Source organism: Variovorax sp. J22R115 (genome assembly GCF_030317005.1).
Taxonomy (GTDB): domain Bacteria; phylum Pseudomonadota; class Gammaproteobacteria; order Burkholderiales; family Burkholderiaceae_C; genus Variovorax.
Map to the genome: position 1 here is coordinate 150,196 of NZ_JASZYM010000003.1, position 22,077 is coordinate 172,272.

Genomic DNA, 22,077 nt, shown 5'->3' on the forward strand with positions numbered 1-22,077 from the left:
TATATACCATTTTTTCGAAGTCCCGCAACTGTCGCCGTCAATGTTTGACGGAGCCTTCGACCGGCGTTGCGGCGCGCTGCTTGGCCAGTTCGGCCACGGCAGCAGCGGATGCTGCAACCTCTTCGTCGGACAGCGGCGTCGGCATCTTCTCCAGTGCAATCTCGAGCACCTTGTCGATCCACTTCACCGGCACGATCTCGAGGCCGTTCTTCACGTTCTCGGGAATGTCCTGCAGGTCCTTCGCGTTCTCTTCGGGAATCAACACGGTCTTGATGCCACCGCGCAAGGCGGCCAGCAGCTTTTCCTTCAGGCCACCGATCGCCGTGACTTCGCCACGCAGGGTGATCTCGCCGGTCATCGCGACGTCGGCGCGAACCGGGATGCCGGTGAGCGCCGACACGAAGGCCGTCGTCATCGCCGCGCCTGCGCTGGGGCCGTCCTTGGGCGTCGCACCATCGGGCACGTGGATGTGGATGTCGCGCTTCTCGAACACTTCATCCTTGATGCCCAGGCGACGAGAGCGGCTGCGCACCACGGTGCGAGCGGCCTCGACCGATTCCTTCATCACGTCGCCGAGCGAGCCGGTGCGGCTGATCACGCCCTTGCCGGGCATCGTGACCGCCTCGATCGTGAGCAGGTCTCCGCCAACTTCCGTCCACGCGAGCCCCACCACCTGACCGACCTGGTTCTGCTTCTCGGCCAAACCGAAGGTGTACTTGCGAACGCCGAGGAAGTCGTTGAGGTTCTCGCCGTTGACGACTACCTGCGGTTCCATCTTCTTGAGAAGCAGCCCCTTGACCACCTTGCGGCAGATCTTCGACAGCTCGCGCTCGAGCGAACGCACGCCCGCTTCGCGGGTGTAGTAGCGCACGATATCGCGCACCGCTTCCTCGGTGATCAGGAGCTCCTCTTCCTTCACGCCGTTGTTCTTCATCTGCTTGGGCAGCAGGTACTTCAGCGCGATGTGCGTCTTCTCGTCTTCGGTGTAGCCCGAGAGGCGAATGACTTCCATCCGGTCCAGCAGGGCCGGTGGGATGTTCATCGAGTTCGACGTCGCGACGAACATCACGTCGCTCAGGTCGAAGTCGACCTCGACGTAGTGGTCGCCGAAGGTGTGGTTCTGCTCCGGGTCGAGTACTTCCAGCAGCGCGCTCGACGGATCGCCGCGGAAGTCGGTACCGAGCTTGTCGATCTCGTCCAGCAGGAACAGCGGATTGCGCGTGCCGACCTTGTTCAGGCTTTGCAGCACCTTGCCCGGCAGCGCGCCGATGTAGGTGCGGCGATGGCCGCGAATCTCGGCCTCGTCACGCATGCCGCCCAGGGCCATGCGCGTGTACTTGCGGCCGGTCGCCTTGGCGATCGACTGCCCGAGCGAGGTCTTGCCGACCCCCGGTGGGCCGACCAGGCACAAGATCGGCGCCTTGACCTTGTCGACGCGCTGCTGCACCGCGAGATATTCCAGGATGCGATCCTTGACCTTCTCCAGGCCGTAGTGGTCCTCGTTGAGCACTTCCTCGGCATGCGCGAGGTCGTGCTTGATCTTGGTCTTCTTGCTCCACGGCAGGCCGATCAGCACGTCGATGTAGTTGCGCACCACTGTCGCCTCGGCAGACATCGGCGACATCAGCTTGAGCTTCTTGAGCTCGCCCTCGGCCTTCTTGAGCGCTTCCTTGGGCATCTTGGCGAGCTTGATCTTCTTCTCGATCTCCTCGATATCCGCGCCCTCTTCGCCTTCGCCCAGCTCCTTCTGGATAGCCTTGACCTGTTCGTTCAGGTAAAAGTCGCGCTGGTTTTTTTCCATCTGGCGCTTCACGCGGCCGCGGATCTTCTTGTCGACGTTGAGGATGTCGACCTCGCGCTCAAGTTGCCCGAAGAGGTTCTCGAGGCGGGCCTTGATGTCGTCCAGGTCGAGCACGGCCTGTTTGTTGTCGAGCTTCAGCGGCAAATGGGCGGCGATGGTGTCCGCCAGCCGGCCCGGATCGTCGATGCTCGAAATCGAGGTGAGGATCTCGGGCGGGATCTTCTTGTTGAGCTTCACGTACTGGTCGAACTGCTGCATCACCGCGCGGCGCAGCGCCTCGACTTCCGTGCCCTTCTGCGTCGCGACTTCGGGGGCCTCGACCGGCGTCACGTTCGCGGAGAAATGCGTCTCGCCGTCGTCGATGCGGTTGACTCTTGCGCGCTGCTGGCCTTCGACCAGGACTTTCACGGTGCCGTCGGGCAGCTTCAGCATCTGAAGAATGGTCGAGATGCAGCCGACCTCGAACATGTCCTCGACCGAGGGCTCATCCTTGGCGGCGGCCTTCTGGGCCACCAGCATGATGCGGCGCTCGGCTTCCATGGCAAGTTCGAGCGCCTTGATGCTCTTGGGCCGCCCCACGAACAGAGGGATGACCATGTGAGGGAACACGACCACGTCGCGCAACGGAAGCAGCGGCAGGTCGAGTTCGGTGGCAGGCAGCGGGGTATGACCGGACATGGGGATCCTTTACTTGATCATGGAAAGATGGTCGGCCGCACGCACTTTTCAAGTGCGCGGGGACGGTCTTCGTCGAAGACGCCGGACGCCTGGCGGGGAGCGGCCGGCTGCTTGTGCATTCAGGCCTTCTTGGCTGCTTCGCGGTAGACCAGCAAGGGCGGCTTGTTCTCGTCGATCGTGGATTCCTCGACCACGACCTTGTCGACATTGGCCGTGTTCGGCAACTCGAACATCGTGTCGATCAGCGACTGCTCCAGGATCGAACGCAGACCGCGTGCACCCGTCTTGCGGGCCAGCGCCTTGCGTGCGATCGCCTTCAGCGCCGCGGGGCGGATTTCGAGGTCCACGCCTTCCATCTGCAGGAGCTTGGTGAACTGCTTGACCACCGCGTTCTTCGGTTCGGTCAGGATCTGGACCAGCGCGTCCTCGCTGAGCTCGGCGAGCGAGGCCACGACCGGCATGCGGCCGACCAGCTCGGGAATCAGGCCGAACTTGATCAGGTCTTCGGGCTCGACTTCGCGGAACACTTCGGTGATGCTGCGCTGCTTCTTGCTCTTGACCGAAGCGCCGAAGCCGATGCCCGAGGCTTCGGTGCGGTTTTCGATGACCTTTTCCAGCCCCGCGAACGCGCCGCCGCAGATGAACAGGATGTTGGTCGTGTCGATCTGCAGGAAATCCTGATTGGGATGTTTGCGGCCGCCTTGCGGGGGCACGCTGGCCATCGTGCCTTCGATCAGCTTCAGCAGCGCCTGTTGAACGCCCTCGCCCGACACGTCGCGGGTGATCGAAGGGTTGTCCGACTTGCGCGAGATCTTGTCGATTTCGTCGATGTAGACGATGCCGCGCTGGGCGCGCTCGACCTCGTAGTTGCAGCTTTGCAGCAGCTTCTGGATGATGTTCTCGACGTCCTCACCCACGTAGCCGGCTTCGGTCAGCGTCGTGGCGTCAGCCATCACGAAAGGCACATCGAGCATGCGCGCGAGTGTCTGCGCCAGCAGGGTCTTGCCGGAGCCGGTGGGCCCGATCAGCAGGATGTTGCTCTTGCTGAGCTCGACGTCGTCGCCCTTCGCCTTTTCCTTGTGGCGCAGGCGCTTGTAGTGGTTGTAGACCGCAACGGAGAGCATCCGCTTGGCGGGTTCCTGGCCGATGACGTAGTTGTCGAGGTTGGTCTTGATCTCCAGCGGCGTCGGCAGGTCGCTGCGCGCCTCGCGCGTTTCGTCGCCCGCGGGGAGTTCGTCGCGAATGATCTCATTGCAGAGATCGATGCATTCGTCGCAAATGAAGACCGAAGGTCCGGCGATCAGCTTCTTGACCTCGTGCTGACTTTTCCCGCAGAACGAGCAGTAGAGCGTTTTTTCGCTGGAGGAGCCTTTTTTCTCGGCCATGGACAAATGCCTCGTAACAGGGGTTTAACAATGATAGCGAAACAAAAACGGCGTTCCCCGTGTGGGGAAACGCCGTTGTTGCTCGGGCGCCTCAACGCCTGGTGCCTTAACTGCGCTTCGAGATCACTTGGTCGATCAGACCGTACTCTTTGGACTCGTCCGCCGTCAGGAAGTAATCCCGCTCGGTATCGCGCGCGATCTTCTCGAAGGACTGGCCGGTACGGTCCGCCAGGATGCGGTTCATCTGCTCGCGCGTCTTGAGGATGTCGCGGGCGTGGATCTCGATGTCCGTGGCCTGGCCGCGGGCGCCGCCCAGGACCTGGTGAATCATGATCTTCGAGTTCGGGAGCGAGAAACGCTTGCCCTTCTCGCCTGCCGCCAGGAGGAAGGCGCCCATGCTGGCCGCGAAACCGATGCACAGCGTCGACACGTCGGGCTTGATGAACTGCATGGTGTCGTAAATCGCCATGCCGGCGCTCACGCTGCCGCCCGGGGAGTTGATGTAGAACGAAATGTCCTTGTCCGGGTTCTCGCTCTCGAGGAACAAGAGCTGCGCCACCACGAGATTGGCGGTCTGGTCGTTGACTTCACCGACCAGGAAGATCACCCGTTCCTTGAGAAGGCGCGAATAGATGTCGTAGGACCGTTCGCCACGGCCCGACTGCTCGATGACCATCGGAACCATGCCGAGGCCCGTAATTTCCTGTGCGCTCATGTTTGCTCTCCAGAGGGGTTTGTACTGTACCCAGACGAAATGGGGCTCGTGCCGCAAAGCACAAGCCCCATGGATGGACTGCAGTGCTCCGCCCGATCAGCCCTGTTGGGCCATCAGTTCGTCGAAGGAAACCGACTTGGCGTTGACCTTGGCCTTGCCGAGCACGAAGTCCGTCACATTGTTCTCGATCACGACGGCTTCGACTTCCGCGAGGCGGCGGTTGTCGCTGAAATACCAGCGAACCACGTCGGCCGGCTTCTCGTAGCTGGCGGCGAGTTCGTCGATGTGGGCCTTGATCTGCTCGGGCTTGGCCTGCAGGTTGTTCGCGCGGACCAGTTCGGCCACCACCAGGCCCAGGCGCACGCGGCGCTCGGCTTGCGGGCGGAACACGTCGTCGGGGATCGGCGCCTTCTCGGCGTCCTTGATGCCGCGCTGCTTGAGCTCGGCGCGGGCGCCTTCGATCATGCGGTCGACTTCGGCCTGCACGCTCGACTTGGGCAGGTCCAGCTCGGCGCTGGCGATCAGCGTGTCCATCACCGCGTTCTTGTTGCGGGCCAGCAGGCGGAACTTGACTTCGCGCTCGAGGTTCTTCTTGATGTCGGCGCGCAGGCCTTCGACCGTGGCGTCGGCGATGCCGAGCGACTTGGCGAGCTGTTCGTTGACTTCTGGCAGATGCGAAGCTTCGATCTTCTTCACGGTGACCATGAAGTCGGCTTGCTTGCCGGCCACGTCCTTGCCGTGATAGTCGGCCGGGAAGGACAGCGGGAAGGTGCGGCTGTCGCCGGACTTCAAGCCACGCACGGCATCTTCGAATTCCTTGAGCATCTGGCCTTCGCCTACGATGAACTGGAAGTCTTCGGCCTTGCCACCCTGGAAGGTTTCGCCGTCGATCTTGCCTTCGAAGTCGACCGTGACACGGTCGCCGTCCTGCACGGCGGCATCCTGCGCGCGCTGCGCGAAGGTGCGGCGTTGCTTGCGCAGGATGTCGAGCGTCTTGTCGATCGCGTCGTCACCCACCTCGGCGCTGAGCTTTTCGACTTCGGCGCCGGACAGGTCATTGATCTTGACTTCCGGGAAAACTTCGAAAACCGCGTCGAAAGCGAGCTCGCCTTCGGGCGCGTTTTCCTTTTCGGTGATGCGCGGCTGGCCGGCCACGCGCAGCTTGGCTTCGTTGGCGGCGTGCGAGAAAGCCTCGCCGACCTTGTCGTTCATGACTTCGTAGTGAACCGAGTAGCCATAGCGCTGGGCCACGACGTTCATCGGCACCTTGCCGGGACGGAAGCCGTCCATCTTGACGGTGCGGGCCAGCTTCTTGAGGCGCGAATCGACCTCGGACTGGATGGTGCCGACCGGCAAGGTCAGCGTGATCTTGCGTTCGAGTTTCTCGAGGGTTTCAACGTTCACGGTCATATCAGTCTTCCTTGTGAGGGGTCTTGTGCTGGTGCGCGGGGCCGGACTCGAACCGGCACGCCATTGCTGGCGTCAGGACCTAAACCTGGTGCGTCTACCAATTTCGCCACCCGCGCGGTTCCAGTTGTCTTCAGGCGATGAATGAACGAAAGCGGCCCACAGGCCGCCTTCGTCTATCAGGAGCGGACGACCCGGAAGTCCCCCGCTTGAAATCGGTCAACCGCGTATTTTAAGCGCGAACGAGAGCCTCTTCGGACTCCGCCACCGGGTTTCTCTCATCCCGCCTCACGCGGAACCAGGCCGCGTACATGGCCGGCAGCGCCAGCAGCGTGAGCACAGTCGCCACGATGAGACCGCCCATGATCGCCACGGCCATCGGTCCCCAGAACACGCTGCGCGACAACGGAATCATTGCCAGCACGGCCGCCGCCGCGGTGAGCACGATCGGCCGCAGCCGCCGCACCGCCGATTCGACAATCGCGTCCCACGCCGGAACGCCCGCGGCGCGGTCGCTCTCGATCTGGTCGATCAGGATCACCGCGTTGCGCTGGATCATCCCCATCAGCGCAATCACGCCCAGCAATGCCACGAAGCCGAACGGCCGGTTCAGCGCCAGCAACGCGCCGGCCACGCCGACGATGCCCAGCGGCCCGGTGATGAACACCAGCAACGAACGGCTGAAACTGTGCAGTTGGAGCATCAGCAGAGTGAACACCAGGAACAGCATGATCGGCACGCCAGCCACGATGGACGCCGAGCCCTTGCTGCTTTCTTCCACCGCGCCGGCCACCTCGATGCGATAGGCGCCATCGCCGGCCGCGTGCCATCTGGCCTCCAGTTCGCGCAGCTTCGGCAACAGCTGGCCGGTCACCGTCGCGCCCTGCAGGCCTTCGACGATGTCACCCTGCACCGTGATCGCATAGTCGCGGTTCTCGCGCCACATGACGCCCGGTTCCCAGGTGAAAACCGGCTTGGCGATCTGCGTCAGCGGGATCGAGCGGCCCGAGCTCGTGGGCAGGTAGGCATTGCCGATGTCCGAGATTGCCTCGCGCTCGTCCGGGGACTGGCGCAGGGTGATGTCGATGAGCAGGTCGTTCTCTCGGTATTGCCCCACCGTCGTGCCGCTGAACATGGTCCGCGAGGCCTGCGCGATCGCCTGGCTGGTGACGCCGAGCGCGCGCGCCTTGTCCTGGTCGACCTCGAGCCGGATCACCTTGACCGATTCGTTCCAGTTGTCGTTGACGCCGCGCATGTTCGGGTTCTCGCGCATCAAGGCCTTGACCTCGTCGGCATGCGCGCGCAGCTTCGCGGGGTCGGTGCCGATCACGCGAAACTGCACCGGGTACGGCACCGGCGGGCCGTTGGGCAGCAGCTTGACGCGGCCGCGCGCTTCGGGGAATTCCTGCGCCAGCATCGCCGGGAGCCTGATGCGCAGCGATTCGCGGTACTTCAGGTCCTTGGCCAGCACGATCATCTGCGACACGTTGGTCTGCGGAAATACCTGATCCAGCGGCAGGTAGAAGCGTGGCACGCCCGAGCCGATCCAGCTCGTGACCGTGCTGACGCCGTCTTCCTTCTGAAGCCGCTGCTCGACCCGCTTCGCCACTTCTTCGTTCGCCGCGAAGGACGTGCCTTCGGGGAACCACAGCTCGACCAGGATTTCAGGCCGGCTCGAATCCGGGAAGAACTGCTGCTGCACCTTCCCCATGCCGAAGATGCCCAGCGCAAAGACAAGCAGCGTGGCGCCGATGGTCAGCCAGCGATGCTCGACGCACCAGTTCACCGTGCGGCGGAAGGTGTTGTAGAACGGCGTGTCGAACAGCTCGTGCGGCGGCGCATCCGGATCGTGCGGCTTCACCTTGAGCAGCAGCGTGCCGAGGTAGGGCACGAAGTACACGGAGACGAACCAGCTCAGCACCAGCGCGATCACCGTGACCGCGAAGATGGCGAAGGTGTATTCCCCCGTGACCGATTTCGCGATGCCGATCGGCAGGAACCCTGCCGCAGTGATCAGCGTGCCAGTGAGCATCGGCTTGGCGGTGACGTCGTAGGCGAAGGTGGCCGCGCGCACCTTGTCGTAGCCCTCCTCCATCTTGCGCACCATCATCTCGACCGCGATGATCGCGTCGTCCACCAGCAAGCCGAGCGCGATGATCAGGGAGCCGAGCGATATCTTGTGCAGGCCGATCCCGAAGTAGTTCATCGCGAGGAAAGTCACGGCGAGCACCAGCGGAATGGTGATCGCCACCACCAGGCCCGGCCGTATGTCGACGTACCAGCCGAAGCGCCCGCCCTTGTGCAGACCCAGCGCGATAAAGCTGACCGCGAGCACGATCGCCACGGCCTCGATCAGGACGCTGACGAATTCATTGACGGATTTCGAGACGGCCACCGGCTGGTCCTGCACCTGCGCGAGCTTGACGCCGAGCGGCAGGCGGTGGTCGATCTCGGCGGTTGCGCTGCGCAGCGCTTTGCCGAGTTCGATGATGTCGCCGCCCTTGGCCATCGAGACACCGAGCGCAATGACTTCCTTGCCCTGGTGATGCACCTTGACCGCCGGCGGATCGACGTAGGCGCGGTGAATCTCGGCGATGTCGCCCAGGCGCATCTGGTTGCCCGAACTGCCTCGGATCGGCATCGCGCGCAGTTGCTCCACGCTCGTGAACTGGCCGGCGACGCGCACCTGCACCACGTCCTGCGGCGACTGGATGGTCCCGGCGCTTTCGATCGCGTTCTGCGATCCGAGTTGAGCCAGCACCGCATTGAAGTCGAGGCCGAGTTGCGCAAGCCGCTTCTGCGAGACCTCGATGAAGATCTTCTCGTCCTGCACGCCGAACTGCTCGACCTTGGCCACGTCCTTCACGCGCAGCAGGCGCTGGCGCACGTCGTCGGCAAAGGTCTTGAGTTCGGCATAGCTGAAGCCGTCGCTTTCCAGCGCGTAGATCACGCCGTAGACATCGCCGAAGTCGTCGTTGAAGAACGGGCCCTGGATGCCCGCCGGCAGCGTGCCGCGCATGTCGCTGATCTTCTTGCGCACCGTGTACCAGACGTTCGCGACCTCGCTGGCCTTCGACGAATCCTTGATCTGGAAAATGATCTGCGACTCACCCGGCTTGGAATAGCTGCGGATCTTGTCGGCGTAGGGCGCTTCCTGCAGCGTGCGTTCGAGCTTGTCTGTCACCTGCTCGGCCACCTGCTGCGCCGTAGCGCCCGGCCAGTAGGTGCGGACCACCATCGCGCGGAAGGTGAACGGAGGGTCTTCGTCCTGGCCGAGCTGGAAGTAGGACGCAAAGCCCAGCAGCATCAGCACCAGCATGAGGTAGCGCGTGAGCGCCCCGTGCTCCAGCGCCCATTTCGAGAGGTTGAAGCCGGACTTGCCGGACGCGTCGGTCTGGGACGTCATTGCGGCGTCCTCAGCGCGTGGCGACGGGAGCGACGACGGGTGCCTGCACCGGCGCGATCGCCTGCGCGGGGCTGCCGGGCGCTGCGCCCTTCCCTTTCTCCTGGTAAATGGAGACTTTCTGCCCCGGAGACAGCACGTGCACGCCTGCGGCGACCACCAGCATGCCCGGGGAGACGCCGCTGCCGATCACGGCTTCGTTGCCGTCGGCGGTGGCGACCTGGACCGGCTGCGAGCGGACGGTCATCGTCTCCTTGTCGAGCACCCACACGGCGGTGCCCTGGCCTTCCTGGCGCAATGCGCTGGTCGGCAACTTCAACACGGCCGTGCCGGTGCGCGACAGCGCCTTCGGCCGCGCATAGACCGTCGCTCCGAGCGCCGGCGCCGTGACGGCGTCGATCGTCACCTTGACCGTGTACGTGCGCGTGACCGCGTCGGCGCTGGCCGCTACTTCACGCACCTTGCCTTCGAGTTCCGCGCCGCCGGCCCAGCCGCGCACCGCGACCGCGGAACCCGGCTTGACCAGCGCCGCCCGGTCTTCGGGCACCGCGAACACGACGTCGCGCGCGCCGTCCTGGGCGATTCGCACGACCGGCGTTCCGGCCGCGACCACCTGCCCCGGCTCGGCCTCGATCGCGGTGATGATGCCCGGCACGTCCGCCACGAGCGTCGTGTAGTTGGCCTGGTTGCCCTGCGACGCCAGTTGCGCCTGCGCCTGCTCCAATTGAGCCTGCGCGGCCTTGTAGGTGGTCTCCCGGCGCTCCAGATCGGCACCACTGATGAAGTTTTGCTCGCGCAGTTCGCGATAGCGCTTGAGGTCGGCCGCAGCGAGGTCGCGGTTGGTCAGTGCGGCGGCGTGCTGCGCGCGGGCACCCTCGGCGGCGAGCTTGTAGTCTTGAGGGTCGAGCTGGGCCAGCACCTGGCCGGCCTGCACATGTTGGCCGAGTTCCGCCTGGCGCCGCGTGATCTTGCCGGCCACCCGGAACCCGAGCCGCGACTCCACGCGAGCCCGCACCTCGGCTGAGAACTCCGGCTCGGTGTCGTACGTACTCGCTCCCACCGTGACCACCTTGACGGCGCGCAACGGCTCTTCGGCCGCGGGCGTACGCGAACAGCCGGCAAGTACAAGGATCGCAAGCAGCGCCCAGGCGCGGCCAGGGAACGAGGAGAGGGACGATGCGGTCATGAAGCACCCTTGAAAAAGCGAAAAAGGCCATTAATGACCCGCCGGTTAGTAATCTAGGGTAAACGCCAATCGCTGTCAACGAAATCAGTAGTTACGGGCGGAATGCTTCGTTTGCCGACGGCGATGTGCCGTACCGCACAATGCGCCGCGTGCCATCCACCACCACCCAACCCGTGCTCGCCGCCACGCCGACGCACTACGAGAACTTCCCGGTCGCGTCCTGGCTGTGCCCGCCGCGGCTGCGGCCGCCCGTCGCCGCGATCTATGCCTTCGCGCGCACTGCCGACGACATCGCCGACGAAGGCGACGCCAGCCCGGCCCAGCGGCTGGAGGAACTGCGCGCCTTTCGTGCGGATCTGGCCGCCACGGCGAGCGGCACTGCGCCTTCGAATCGGTGGCCTGAGGTCTTCGGCCCGCTCGCGCACGCCATTCGCGGCTTCGCATTGCCGGAGAACCTGCTTGCCGACCTGCTCTCCGCGTTCATGCAGGACATCGAGAAGACACGCGACGGCGCAGGCTACGCCGACCGGACCGAACTGCTGGACTATTGCCGCCGCTCCGCCAACCCTGTCGGCCGGTTGCTGCTGCATTTGTACGGGGTCGACGATGCATCCTCGCTCGCGCAGAGCGATGCCGTATGCAGCGCCTTGCAGCTCATCAATTTCTGGCAGGACCTCAGCGTCGACCTCCCGCGGGGGCGCTTCTATCTGCCGCACGAGGACAGCCGGGCACACGGGCTGAGCGCCAGCGACTTCCACACCTTCAGGCCGCTGCGGCCCACAGCTCCGCCGCCGAACGCCATCGCACTGGTCGCCAGCCTGGTCGCATGGGCGCGCACGCTGATGCGCGAAGGCGCGCCGCTCGTGCACCGGCTGCCGGGCCGTGCAGGATGGGAGCTGCGCTTCGTGGTCCAGGGCGGCAGTCGCATCCTCGACAAGATCGAGGCGCTGGCCTGCGACACGTTCTCGACGCGTCCGACCATCGGCAAGGCCGACGCGCCGCTGCTCGCGTGGCGGGCCCTGCGGATGCGGAGACAATCGCCCGCATGAAGAGGCCCGCACGATGACCCCCGAGCAGTACGTCCAGGACAAGGCCGCTGCATCGGGCAGCAGTTTTTATTACGCATTCCTGTTTCTTCCGAAACCGCGCCGCGCCGCCATCACCGCTTTCTACGCGTTTTGCCGCGAGATCGACGACGTGGTCGACGAGGTCACCGACCCTGGCGTCGCGGCCACCAAGCTCGCCTGGTGGCGGACCGAAGTCGCCCAGTCCTACGCCGGGCAGCCGCACCATCCGGTGATGCAGGCGCTGATGCCGCACGCCACGACCTACGGCATCGAAGAACGACAGTTGCACGAAGTGATCGAGGGCTGCCAGATGGACCTCGACCAGACCCGCTACCTCGACTTCCCGGCCCTGCGGCGCTACTGCCACCTGGTGGCCGGCGTAGTGGGCGAAGGCGCGGCACGCATCTTCGGCCAGACCGAGCCGCAGACCACCGAGTACGCGCACAGGCTGGGCCTCGCGCTGCAGTTGACGAACATCATCCGCGACGTCGGCGAGGATGCGCTGCGCGGACGCATCTACCTTCCCGTCAACGAGCTGCAGCAGTTCGACGTCAAGGCGCACGAGATCCTGAATCGCGTGCACTCGGATCGCTTCATCGCGCTGATGAAGTTCCAGTCGGCGCGTGCGCACAAGGCCTACGACGAAGCGCTCGCCCTGCTCCCGCCGCCCGACCGGCGCATGCAGAAGCCGGGGCTGATGATGGCGAGCATCTACCGCACGTTGCTGCGCGAGATCGAACGCGATGACTTCCAGGTGCTGCATCAGCGCGTGAGCCTGACGCCGGTGCGCAAGCTCTGGCTGGCATGGCGAGTGCAAGCATTAGGGAAGCTGTGACTTGAGCCGCGTCGCGATCATCGGCGGGGGATGGGCCGGCATGGCCTGTGCGGTCGAGGCAAGTCAGGCTGGCCATGCGGTCACGGTCTTCGAGGCCGCACGCAACTGGGGTGGCCGGGCGCGCGCCCTGATTGCCACCCTGCCCGACGGGCAGGAAGTGACGCTGGACAACGGCCAGCACATCCTCATCGGCGCCTACACCCGCACGCTCGAACTGATGGCGCGCGTCGGCGTCGACGTAAATCGTGCACTGCAACGCGTTCCGCTCATCCTGCGCTTCCCCGATGGCGGCGGCCTGTCGTTGCCGCAGATGCCGCGGTGGCTCGACCGCGCGACCCGGCACATCGCACCACTCGACGTTGTGGCCGGCGTGCTGGGTGCGCGCGGCTGGACACGGCGAGACAAGCTCTCGTTGCTGACGACTTCCACCAGGTGGAAAAAGCAAGGCTTCCTGTGCCCGGACAATCAAACGGTGGCCAGCCTGTGCGCCACGCTCACGCCGCGCGTGCGCGAGGAGCTCACCGACCCGCTGTGTGTGTCGGCCCTCAACACGCCCGCTGATCAAGCCAGCGGGAAAGTATTCCTGCGCGTGTTGGCGGAAGCCCTGTTTTACACGCCGGGCGGATCGCAACTGCTTTTGCCGCGCGTGGACCTCGGTGCGCTGTTCCCCGATGCGGCCGATCGATGGCTGAGAGAGCGAGGCGCCCGGACGGTGGCCGGCCAACGCGTGCGGGCCCTTTCGCGCACAGGCGACGGTTGGCGTGTCGATGACGAACCGTTCGATCGTGTGGTGCTGGCCTGCTCGCCATGGGAAGCCGCGCGGCTGACCGCCGACCTTGCATCGTCCTGGTCCGCCGTGGCCGATGCCCTGCCCCACGAATCCATTGCCACGATCTATCTCCACGGCGCCGTGGCCTTGCAGACGCCCTTCGTGGCGCTGCGCAGCGGGCCTGGATCGCCTGCGCAGTTCGCCTTCGACCGCGGCCAGCTCGGCGGACCGAAGGGCCTTCTGGCCTTCGTGATCAGCGCAAGCACCGGCGATCGCGAAACGCTGCAGCGGCAAGTGCTGACGCAAGCCCGTCAGCAACTCGCCCTCGAGCAACTGCAGCCGGTGCTGACTGTGGTCGAGCGGCGCGCCACTTTCGCGTGCATCCCCGGCCTCGTGCGACCGCCGATGCGGATCGCGTCAAACCTCATGGCCTGCGGGGATTACGTCGAGGGCGACTATCCCGGCACGCTCGAAGGCGCGGTGCGCAGCGCCATCGCCGCAGCCGTAGCGCTCTAGGCCCGTCCGGCCGGCTTGCCGACGCCCGCCCAGTCGGCGCGGAAACCGTTGCCGGAGGATTTCAGGATCGCATCCAGCGGATTCGCGACGCTCGAAGGCGCCGGGCGGATCGGCACGTCAGCAGGCGGCCACTGCGCGGGCTGATGCTGCCGCGATTCCGAATCCAGCGCGATGCTGTGCTTGTCCATCAGCCGGTACAAGGTCATGCGCGACACGCCGAGTTCGCGCGCAGCATGCGTGATGTTGCGCCCGACCCGGGTCAACGTGAGGCAGATGACGTCGCGCTCGGCCAGCGTGCGGGCGGCATCGAGTCCCATGCCGACGGGGTTGTCCACCATCGGGAGTCCGAGGTCGGTCGGGCCGATGAGGCGCCGGTCGGTCATGACGACCGCGCGCTGCACGCGGTTGAACAGCTCACGGACATTGCCCGGCCACGCATGCGCGAGCATCGCCGCGACGGCCTGCCGGCTGAAGCCCCTGACGCGGGTCCGGCTCTTGGCCACGCAGCGCTGGAAGAAGTATTCGGCCAGGATAGGAACGTCTTCCATGCGCCGCCGCAATGGTGCGACATCGATTGACAGCACGTTCAGGCGATAGAACAGGTCGTCCCGGAACTGGCCGACCGCCACGGCCTCGGCCAGGTCCACGTGCGATGCCGCCACGACGCGCACATCGACATGGAGGTTGCGCACCGCGCCCACGCGGCTGATCGTCTTTTCCTGCAGGAAGCGCAAGAGGTTAGTCTGCAGCTCCACCGGCAGATCGCCGATCTCGTCGAGAAAGATCGTGCCGCCGTTGGCCGCTTCGATCAGGCCGCGCCGCTCTGCCGACGCTCCGGTGAACGCGCCACGCTCATGCCCGAACAGCTCGGACTGGATCAGGGACGGGGAGATCGCGCCGCAATTGACCGCGACGAAGGGGCCCGCCGAGCGCTGCGAGCATTGATGGATCGCCCGGGCAGCCAACTCCTTGCCACTGCCGCTCTCTCCGCCGATCAGCACCGGTGCTTCCGTGACCGCGACCTTGCGAATCTGTTGCCGCAACCGCGTGATGGCCGGGCCCTGCCCCACCATGCCCAGCGCATCCACCGCATTGCGGTGCGATGCGTCATGCCGCTGCCGGAGCAAGGCGCGCTGGCTGGCCCGGTCGAGCATCAGCTCCAGCTCGTGCACGTCGAAAGGCAGCGTCTGGTGGTCGAAGAAGCTGCCGAGGATCAACTCCCGAAAATCCGCGGACTCGAGCGCTTGCGCCTCGCAGACGCACACCCACTCCGAACCGCCCGAGGCCGCGATGCAGGCCTCCACCGCCGCTTCGGAGGCGGTCAGCGCACTGCCGACGACCAGCACGCTCACGTTGAAGTTCCGGTGGGCCTGGATTCGGCCCGCGCCCACCAGGTCCGAAGCCTGAGCCACGTCCCATCCGCGCGCGATCAACGGGCCTGCGACCTCGCCCGCGTTGCCGCCCAGCGTCACGGAAAGGATATTCCCGCGCATAGGCCGCACTCAGAAGGTGAACGGCACCCTGACTGTCAGTTGGAGATCCGGCGTGTCGCGGGTCAACCCGGCGCCGACACTGACATTCAGAAGGGTCTTGTCGCTGTAGCGGTACGAATAACCCAGCAGCAGCGAGGCCAGTTGGGTGCGTACCGAGCCGATGACGTACTGGTCGTTCTGCTTGGTCCGCCCGACGGAGTACAGCTCCATGCCCAGACTGAAGGACGAACGCTCGTTGATGGCCAGGCCCATGCCGAGATTCATGCCAAAGACGTCCCCGGGCTTCACATCCCCGAGAAACTCCGTCTGCCCGTTCAGCACCGTGCGGCTGACGTCGTTGCGCGCGAAGTTGTAGGTGTAGCTGAGACCACCGAAGAACACTGCCGGATCCGATGGCAGCAGGAAGGTCAGGCTCGGCTGCAACGAATAGAAGCCGGATCCGACCGGCAACTCGAGCGGCAGGGCCGTGCCGGTGGCATTGCCGACGCACCGCGTCACGCAGTCGACCGGCACCTCGAAGGGATCCTTGCCATTGCGCGCCTTGAAGCGCAGCGCACCAACCACGTAGGGCTTGTTGTTGTCCCGGCCGTCGGCAATCTGGTAGCGAATCGCGGCTTCCACATCGCCGATGCCCTTGCCGTGCGTATTGAAGACATTGTCGAAGGCGCTGCCCGTGAAGATCTCGCGGCTGATCATGTTGTCCGAACGGTTGACGTATGGCACCTTCAACTCGAGTTCCATACGGTTGGTCGCACCCCACCGAGTCGTCAGCGCGGAAATGAAGGTGTTGTTCTTGAACTCGCGAACGTCCACCAGGCCGATCAGGATCGCGGGAATCACCGTGTAGCCCACGAGCGCCACCCGGTTGCTGGACGAATAGATGTACTGCAGCGAAGGCTCCAGGACGAACGTGCCCTTCGGCGTGAGGATGCTGGGCTCACTGAAGATCTGGGCGACGGGCGGCGCCTCGACTTCGGCGGCAGGTGCCACGCCCACGCGCACGGGCGTCGTGGACGTGTCTTCGGCGGATTGTGCGGTCTCGGTCGGGATCCTGGTGGGCGTGCCGGGCGTGATCACCTGCGGTTTGCTGCCGGGGGCCAGCAGCGTCTCGCGCGCTTCCTGGGTGACCATGCGATCCTGCAGTTCGCGAAAGCGTGCTTCCTGCTCGGAGGCCTGCTTGCGCAGCGCTTCGATCTCCCGGCCCTGATCGGCCAACTGCTTCTGGAGTGCTTCGACGCGCTTGGCTGTGGTCTGTGTGTTCCGCGCTGCCGTCGTCCCCTGCGACTGCGCAACAGCGCCCGTCCATGCCATCGAAGAATAGGCAAGCAACACGAGCGCCTTGAGCGGACGATTGGTCTCCATCTCTTCCCCTCTTTTATGGTTCTTCCCGCGAGGTATCGGGCGCCAGACTAATCTCATTGCTGTAACAGTGCCAAGCAAGAAGTTGCAATTAAAGGTAAGTCGATAGTCCACACGGGTGGGGTGTCTCAGAGGTGTGGCACTTCGGTCCCGACGCACGTCGAAAGGCCCGCGCCACCAGAGGCAAGACCGCGCCTCATCGCTATACCGTTCGGCATACGTGCAACGCCTTACTTACGCGAAATCGGCTGTCACACGCATGAGACAGAAAGAGAAACTTTCGGGACTGTCCGAGGTGTCAAGTCGCGGCTCGTGCCTCCCCGCAAGCGATGCATGCGGGCAGGGTGCACCGTCAAGCACCTGTGACACTGCGAGCCCGAAAACACCCCCCACGTGCCTCTGGGTCAGCTAGGGCATGCATTCATGAACTGTCATATGGAACGCTTCCCCAATGGAGAACGCCATGCGCGAAACAAGCAGTAAGTTGGTGGCACCGAAGTTGCACAGCCGCCCGTGATTTGCGGCGACGCACGTCACTACCAAGCTTGTTCAACTTTTTGGAGGGTTCATGAAAAAGACACTTCTGGCTTCGGCCATTGCGCTTGCCTTCGGGTTCAGCGGTTCGGTGGTATTTGCCAATGACACCGACCAGTCTGCACGTCAGCGTACGGAGACGGGCAGCAACACCAACACCGAGACAAGCACGAGTACCAGCACGAGCACGCGCACGAGCACCAGCAACAGTACGCGCAACAGCACGAGCAACAGCACGAGCACCAACAGGGAATCGGGTGCTGCAGAGGCCAGCGCCGCGCGTTCCGCTGCAATCAACAACGGATCCACCGGCACCTTCACCAACGCATTCAACACAGCCAAGGCGACGGCCGTCAGCAAGCTGGATGGCTATGTCTCCGGCAACACGGTGTCCCACATCGGCAACTACGCGACCAACCTTGGCTCAGCTGCCGGCGGCTCAGGCTACGGTGGTCGCGGTGGGACAGGCCGAGGCGGCGAAGCCTCCGGCCAAGGCGGCAACGGCGCCACGGGCACGGGCGCGGTCGGCGCGGTGGGTGGCAGCGCATCCAATGGCGCCATCACGCATGGCAGCGCCACGAACGGCGGATCGACTGCGGGTGACGGCGGCAACGGCCTCGGCGGCATCGCCGCAGGCCTGCAAGGCAGCGGACGCGCCTCGTCCAGTGGCGGCGACGGCGGACGCGGCGGCTCGAGCGGCGACAGCGGCCGCGGCGGAAGCAGCGGCAGCCTGTCCGCGGCACTCGGCGGCAGGAGCGGCGGTGGCGGCGGTGGCGGAAGCTCCGGCAGCACCTCGGCTGGCTCGGGCGGCTATGGCGGCGGCGGCGGCGCAGGCGGTGACGGTGGCCTGGCCGGCGCAGCAGGCGGCGCGGGCGGCGCAGGCGCAGCAGGCGGCGCGGGCGGCGCGGGCGGTGCCAGCGGCACGGCAGGTGCAGGCGGCGCGAGCGGTGCGGGCGGAGCCGGCACATCGACCAGCACGGCAGGCGCAGGCGGCGCGAGCGGCGCCACGGGTGCCGGTGGAGCGGGCGGCTCGGGCGGCGGCGGTGGAGCAGCCACCAGCACCGCGACCGGCACGCAGACCGGCGGCGCAGGCACGGGCGGCGCAGGCGGCTCGAGCACGAACGGCAGCGCTACCAATGGCAGCGCCAGCAACGGTAACAACACTGCAGGCGCCGGCGGCGCAGGCGGTAGCGGCACCGGCGGCGCGGGCGGCGCAGGCGGAACCAACACGGGCAACGGCGGAACCGGTGGCGTCGGCAACGGCGGTACGGGTGGCGCAGGTGGAACCAACACGGTCAACGCCGGTACATTCAACATGTCCAACTCCATGACGAGCGTCGGTCAAACCGCCGCGGGCATCATGGTCGCGAACCAGAACAGCGGCATTGCCTCGATGGTTCAACAGAGCGTGAACGTCCAGGCCAACCTGTCCGTGGGACGCTGATCGATCGCGAAGACCGATGAACGCCGTGCAGCCTGATCCGTTCAGGCCGCACGGCGCTTGTCGGCTCGCCCTCACACGAGGCTGAAGGGACACGCCATGAAATTCGTTACCCTCATCGGGTCCGTTTGCGCGGCCCTGGGTTTGCTGTTGCCTGCCGCGGCTGTGGCGCAAGGCGCTCCGGCGACCAGCGAGGCATCGGCCGGCAGTGATCGAAGCGTGGCCTTTGCCGCCGTGCCGGTCGACTCTGCAACGCTGGCAAGCTATCGCGGAGGAAGCGAGCAAGTCAGCAACGAGATGACGCTGAACGGCACCACGGCCAACAACTCCGCCAACCGTGTCAACACTGGCGACAACACCATCAGTGCGGGCTCGTTCGCCAACATGAATGGACTGCCGGTCGTGATCCAGAACTCCGGCGCGAATGTACTGATACAGAACGCGGTGATCCTTCATCTGCAGATGAACTGAGGAGAGCGCCATGCGCGGCATGCTGCTCTCCTTCGCACTGCTGACTGCGGCCATCGCAGCGCCTGCCCAGCAGGCCTACCTGCCCGGCCTGGGCGGGATGGACGTGACCATCCCCATCACCAGCCTGAAACAGGCGCGCATGGGGCGTACGCTGATCCAGAAATACGACTTCAGTTGCGGCTCGGCGGCCCTCGCCACGCTGCTGACGCACCACTACGACTACCCGGTCACCGAAGAGGCGGTGTTCAAGGAGATGTACGAGAACGGCGACCAGGCGAAGATCCACAAGGAAGGTTTCTCGCTGCTCGACATGAAGCGCTACCTGGAGGCACACGGCTTCAAGGCCGACGGATTCGAGCAGCCGCTCGAAAAGCTCAACCAGGCGCGCATCCCCGCCATCGTCCTCATCAATACGAACGGCTACCACCACTTTGTCGTGGTCAAGGGCGTGCAGGACGACCGCGTACTCGTCGGCGATCCCGCACAAGGCACACGCGCGATGTCGCGCAAGGTATTCGACGAGAGTTGGAAGAACGGCCTGCTCTTCGTCATCCACAGCCACATGGAGCAGGCGAAATTCAACGTGGCGGCCGACTGGCGCGTGTCACCTCGCGCGCCGCTGGCGCGTGGCGTCGGCCGAGCAAGTATGAGCGACATCACCATGCCGAAGCTGGGACCGGGAGACTTCTGATGAAGGCACGGCACTTTCCGTTCGTGCGCTCGGTGCTGGGGCTCTGCCTCTGCGCGCTGGCAGGAAGCGCCCTTTCGCAGGCGCACTCAGGCGAATCCGACCCCGTGCCGCGCCGCGAGGAGCTATGGATGGCGGTGAGCAGCCACACGCTCGACCAGATGCGCGGCGGATTCGACCCGGGCAACGGGCTGCTGGTGAGCTTCGGGATCACGCGGGCTGTCTACATCAACGGCAACCTCGTGACGCAAACCACGCTGGACTTCGGCCATATCAACAACCTGACTCCGGCGCAGGCGGCGCAACTCGACAAGCAGCTGTCGAGCCTGAATCTTGTGCAGAACGGTCCGGGCAACACCGTTGCGGCGCAACAGGGCGGTGCGAACTACGGGACCGTGATCCAGAACACGCTGGACAACCAGCACATCGTGAATCAAACCGTGATCAATGCGACCAGCAACGCGGCGGGAATGCTGAAGAACTACAACATCCAGTCGTCGGTGAGCGACGCGGTGGCACGTGCCATCATGAGCTCGCGTTGACGGATACCCAGGCTACGCGGACTCCAGCGCCATGCACAGCGCGTGCAGGTTCGGCACGATCAGTTGCGGCCGCGCGCCGTGTTCCCACGGACGCTCATCGCGAACCAGCCAGGCGGCCTGCATGCCGGCTTCGAGCGCGCCGACCACGTCCAGCACAGCGTCGTCGCCGACATGGAGCACGTCCTTCGGCAACAGCCCCACCGACGCAGCCGCGGCCCGGAAGATCGGCGCATGCGGTTTGCCGCTGCCGAATTCGCGCGCATTGAAGCCGCTGCGAAACCAGCGACTCACGCCGGTGAGATTCAGGTCGGCATTGCCATTGGAAATTGCCACCAGGGGATAGCGCTCGCTCAGCCACCGCAGCGCGGGCAGCACGTCGTCGTAGAGCGTCACGCGCTGCCGCTCGGCGAAGAAGGCATCGAAGGCCGGGTCCGCCAGAGCCGGGTCTTCGCCCGCGCGCCGCAGCGCTGCGCGGATGGACTCGCGGCGCAGCGCGCTCAGGTCGTGCGCAAGATCGGAGCGCTCCTTGGCCGTGGCTTCGCGCAATTCGCGCAATACGCCGGGCGTGATCAGCAGGCTTGCCGTCTTCGGCGCCTCGCGCACCAGCCATTGATGAAGAACGCGTTCGGCGCGCTCGATGGTCGGCCAGATCGGCCAGAGCGTGTCGTCGAGGTCGAGTGAAATCGCGGCGATGCGCTTCACGTCGAGGGTCATGGAATCAGGGGTCACGGAGGGCATGACCGAGAATATCGCATGCCTTTTCGACCTGAACCGCCTGCCGCCGACAACGCCCAGGAGCGCACCGCCGTGCTCTGGTGCAACCTGGGATCGCCCGACGAGCCGACGGCGAGCGCCGTTCGCCCGTACCTGGCCGACTTTCTGGGCGACCCGCGCGTGGTCGAGATCCCGCGCGCGCTGTGGGCGCTGATCCTGCACGGCATCATCCTGCGCACGCGGCCCGCAAAGTCGGCCGCCAAGTACGCCAGCATCTGGACACCCGAGGGCTCCCCGCTCAAGGTGTGGACGAAGAAGCAGGCGACGCTGCTGGCAGGTTGGCTCGGCGAGAAAGGCCATCGCGTAACGGTGCGCGATGCGATGCGCTACGGCAATCCATCGATCGCCTCCCGGCTCGATGAATTGAAGGCCGAAGGCGTCACGCGCGTGCTTGTGCTGCAGGCCTATCCGCAGTACTCGGCCACCACCACGGCGAGCGTGATCGACGCCGTCAATGCCTGGAGTGCCGGCGTGCGCCGCGTGCCCGAGTTTCGCTTCGTCAACGACTACCACGACGATCCGCTTTACATCGACGCCTTGGCGCACAGCGTGACGCGCCAATGGCAGCAGAGCGGACGCCCCGACCGGTTGGTGATGAGCTTCCACGGCATTCCGGAACGCAACATCAGGCTCGGCGACCCCTACCAGGCGCAGTGCCTAGCGACCGCGCGTCTGCTGGCCGACAAGCTGCAGCTGACCACAGCGCAGTACCGCATCACTTTCCAGTCGCGCTTCGGTCGCGCCAAATGGCTGGAGCCCTACACCGAACCCACACTGCGCGAACTCGGCGCGGCGGGCGTTTCCAGAGTCGACGTCATGTGCCCTGGCTTTCCAGCCGACTGCCTGGAGACGCTCGAAGAGATCGCGATGGAAGGCCGCGAGGCCTTCCTCGACGCGGGCGGCAAGGAATTTCGCTACATCCCCTGTCTCAACGACAGCAACGCGTGGATCACGGCGCTGTCGAACATCGCGGACCGTCACCTCGGCGGCTGGCCCACCCGGCGGGCCTGAAT

17 protein-coding genes and 1 tRNA gene are annotated in these 22,077 nt (G+C 65.2%); 8 read left to right on the top strand and 10 right to left on the bottom strand.

The features are described from left to right. Positions 1 to 37 precede the first annotated feature (37 nt). The 7 genes from lon to QTI04_RS06135 form a co-directional block, all read right to left on the bottom strand. Positions 38 to 2,479 carry an endopeptidase La gene (lon, locus tag QTI04_RS06105; RefSeq protein WP_286599138.1) on the bottom strand — a complete coding sequence of 814 codons (2,442 nt, stop codon included), beginning with the start codon at positions 2,477 to 2,479 and terminating at the stop codon, positions 38 to 40. A 119-nt stretch (positions 2,480 to 2,598) separates the two neighbouring features. Then, positions 2,599 to 3,864, bottom strand: coding sequence for an ATP-dependent Clp protease ATP-binding subunit ClpX (gene clpX / locus QTI04_RS06110; protein ID WP_286599139.1), 1,266 nt, complete (start codon positions 3,862 to 3,864; stop codon positions 2,599 to 2,601). A 106-nt stretch (positions 3,865 to 3,970) separates the two neighbouring features. Continuing rightward, positions 3,971 to 4,579 carry an ATP-dependent Clp endopeptidase proteolytic subunit ClpP gene (gene clpP, locus QTI04_RS06115; RefSeq protein ID WP_286599140.1) on the bottom strand — a complete coding sequence of 203 codons (609 nt, stop codon included), beginning with the start codon at positions 4,577 to 4,579 and terminating at the stop codon, positions 3,971 to 3,973. A gap of 96 nt (positions 4,580 to 4,675) precedes the next feature. Further along, positions 4,676 to 5,989, bottom strand: coding sequence for a trigger factor (gene tig, locus QTI04_RS06120; RefSeq protein ID WP_286599142.1), 1,314 nt, complete (start codon positions 5,987 to 5,989; stop codon positions 4,676 to 4,678). 29 nt (positions 5,990 to 6,018) lie between these two features. Continuing rightward, positions 6,019 to 6,105: transfer RNA gene (locus QTI04_RS06125), tRNA-Leu, on the bottom strand. Positions 6,106 to 6,218: 113 nt separating this feature from the next. Beyond that, positions 6,219 to 9,392 carry an efflux RND transporter permease subunit gene (locus QTI04_RS06130; protein WP_286614537.1) on the bottom strand — a complete coding sequence of 1,058 codons (3,174 nt, stop codon included), beginning with the start codon at positions 9,390 to 9,392 and terminating at the stop codon, positions 6,219 to 6,221. Positions 9,393 to 9,402: 10 nt separating this feature from the next. Next, on the bottom strand, positions 9,403 to 10,575 hold the full coding sequence (locus QTI04_RS06135) for an efflux RND transporter periplasmic adaptor subunit (protein WP_286614538.1): 1,173 nt from the start codon (positions 10,573 to 10,575) through the stop codon (positions 9,403 to 9,405). 140 nt (positions 10,576 to 10,715) lie between these two features. Here QTI04_RS06135 and hpnC point away from each other — a divergent pair, with 140 nt between their 5' ends. Genes hpnC through hpnE form a run of 3 tightly spaced genes read left to right on the top strand, consistent with a single transcriptional unit; the run spans position 10,716 to position 13,762 of the window. Further along, entirely contained in the window at positions 10,716 to 11,624 is a 909-nt protein-coding gene (hpnC, locus tag QTI04_RS06140) for a squalene synthase HpnC (protein WP_286614853.1), read from the top strand. A 13-nt stretch (positions 11,625 to 11,637) separates the two neighbouring features. Then, complete coding sequence (hpnD, locus tag QTI04_RS06145; protein ID WP_286599145.1) at positions 11,638 to 12,477, top strand: presqualene diphosphate synthase HpnD; 840 nt, start codon at positions 11,638 to 11,640, stop codon at positions 12,475 to 12,477. 1 nt (position 12,478) lies between these two features. Continuing rightward, the gene (hpnE, locus tag QTI04_RS06150; RefSeq protein ID WP_286614539.1) at positions 12,479 to 13,762 is read left to right on the top strand and encodes a hydroxysqualene dehydroxylase HpnE; all 1,284 of its coding nucleotides are present in this window, start codon (positions 12,479 to 12,481) and stop codon (positions 13,760 to 13,762) included. Here the strand turns inward: hpnE and QTI04_RS06155 are convergent. Further along, positions 13,759 to 15,255, bottom strand: coding sequence for a sigma-54-dependent Fis family transcriptional regulator (locus QTI04_RS06155; protein ID WP_286614540.1), 1,497 nt, complete (start codon positions 15,253 to 15,255; stop codon positions 13,759 to 13,761). The two genes, hpnE and QTI04_RS06155, sit on opposite strands and share 4 nt — an antisense overlap. Before the next feature lie 9 nt (positions 15,256 to 15,264). Further along, on the bottom strand, positions 15,265 to 16,617 hold the full coding sequence (locus QTI04_RS06160; RefSeq protein ID WP_286614541.1) for an acetate kinase: 1,353 nt from the start codon (positions 16,615 to 16,617) through the stop codon (positions 15,265 to 15,267). A gap of 565 nt (positions 16,618 to 17,182) precedes the next feature. Here QTI04_RS06160 and QTI04_RS06165 point away from each other — a divergent pair. From QTI04_RS06165 to QTI04_RS06180, 4 genes are all read left to right on the top strand, one after another. Continuing rightward, entirely contained in the window at positions 17,183 to 18,592 is a 1,410-nt protein-coding gene (locus QTI04_RS06165) for a hypothetical protein (protein WP_286599151.1), read from the top strand. 96 nt (positions 18,593 to 18,688) lie between these two features. Next, positions 18,689 to 19,060 carry a hypothetical protein gene (locus QTI04_RS06170; RefSeq protein WP_286614542.1) on the top strand — a complete coding sequence of 124 codons (372 nt, stop codon included), beginning with the start codon at positions 18,689 to 18,691 and terminating at the stop codon, positions 19,058 to 19,060. Positions 19,061 to 19,079: 19 nt separating this feature from the next. Next, positions 19,080 to 19,751, top strand: a complete 672-nt coding sequence (locus QTI04_RS06175; RefSeq protein ID WP_286614854.1) for a C39 family peptidase — start codon at positions 19,080 to 19,082, stop codon at positions 19,749 to 19,751. Continuing rightward, the gene (locus QTI04_RS06180; RefSeq protein WP_286599155.1) at positions 19,751 to 20,290 is read left to right on the top strand and encodes a hypothetical protein; all 540 of its coding nucleotides are present in this window, start codon (positions 19,751 to 19,753) and stop codon (positions 20,288 to 20,290) included. Before QTI04_RS06175 ends, QTI04_RS06180 begins: the two co-directional genes overlap by 1 nt. Positions 20,291 to 20,302: 12 nt before the next feature. On the opposite strand, the gene QTI04_RS06185 is transcribed toward QTI04_RS06180, so the two are convergent. Further along, positions 20,303 to 21,004, bottom strand: a complete 702-nt coding sequence (locus QTI04_RS06185; protein WP_286614855.1) for an HAD family hydrolase — start codon at positions 21,002 to 21,004, stop codon at positions 20,303 to 20,305. A gap of 39 nt (positions 21,005 to 21,043) precedes the next feature. Here QTI04_RS06185 and hemH point away from each other — a divergent pair, with 39 nt between their 5' ends. Further along, a complete protein-coding gene (gene hemH / locus QTI04_RS06190; protein WP_286614543.1) occupies positions 21,044 to 22,075 on the top strand; it encodes a ferrochelatase in 1,032 nt (343 codons plus the stop codon). The last annotated feature ends 2 nt before the right edge of the window (positions 22,076 to 22,077 follow it).

Coding starts and splice junctions, on each gene's coding strand:
- hpnC (WP_286614853.1), top strand. CDS start 10,716: ATGCGCCGCGTGCCATCCACCACCACCCAACCCGTGCTCGCCGCCACG.
- QTI04_RS06185 (WP_286614855.1), bottom strand. CDS start 21,004: ATGACCCTCGACGTGAAGCGCATCGCCGCGATTTCACTCGACCTCGAC.
- hemH (WP_286614543.1), top strand. CDS start 21,044: ATGCCTTTTCGACCTGAACCGCCTGCCGCCGACAACGCCCAGGAGCGC.
- hpnD (WP_286599145.1), top strand. CDS start 11,638: ATGACCCCCGAGCAGTACGTCCAGGACAAGGCCGCTGCATCGGGCAGC.
- QTI04_RS06175 (WP_286614854.1), top strand. CDS start 19,080: ATGCTGCTCTCCTTCGCACTGCTGACTGCGGCCATCGCAGCGCCTGCC.
- QTI04_RS06180 (WP_286599155.1), top strand. CDS start 19,751: ATGAAGGCACGGCACTTTCCGTTCGTGCGCTCGGTGCTGGGGCTCTGC.
- QTI04_RS06135 (WP_286614538.1), bottom strand. CDS start 10,575: ATGACCGCATCGTCCCTCTCCTCGTTCCCTGGCCGCGCCTGGGCGCTG.
- QTI04_RS06130 (WP_286614537.1), bottom strand. CDS start 9,392: ATGACGTCCCAGACCGACGCGTCCGGCAAGTCCGGCTTCAACCTCTCG.
- QTI04_RS06160 (WP_286614541.1), bottom strand. CDS start 16,617: ATGGAGACCAATCGTCCGCTCAAGGCGCTCGTGTTGCTTGCCTATTCT.
- QTI04_RS06155 (WP_286614540.1), bottom strand. CDS start 15,255: ATGCGCGGGAATATCCTTTCCGTGACGCTGGGCGGCAACGCGGGCGAG.
- clpP (WP_286599140.1), bottom strand. CDS start 4,579: ATGAGCGCACAGGAAATTACGGGCCTCGGCATGGTTCCGATGGTCATC.
- lon (WP_286599138.1), bottom strand. CDS start 2,479: ATGTCCGGTCATACCCCGCTGCCTGCCACCGAACTCGACCTGCCGCTG.
- QTI04_RS06170 (WP_286614542.1), top strand. CDS start 18,689: ATGAAATTCGTTACCCTCATCGGGTCCGTTTGCGCGGCCCTGGGTTTG.
- QTI04_RS06165 (WP_286599151.1), top strand. CDS start 17,183: ATGAAAAAGACACTTCTGGCTTCGGCCATTGCGCTTGCCTTCGGGTTC.
- clpX (WP_286599139.1), bottom strand. CDS start 3,864: ATGGCCGAGAAAAAAGGCTCCTCCAGCGAAAAAACGCTCTACTGCTCG.
- tig (WP_286599142.1), bottom strand. CDS start 5,989: ATGACCGTGAACGTTGAAACCCTCGAGAAACTCGAACGCAAGATCACG.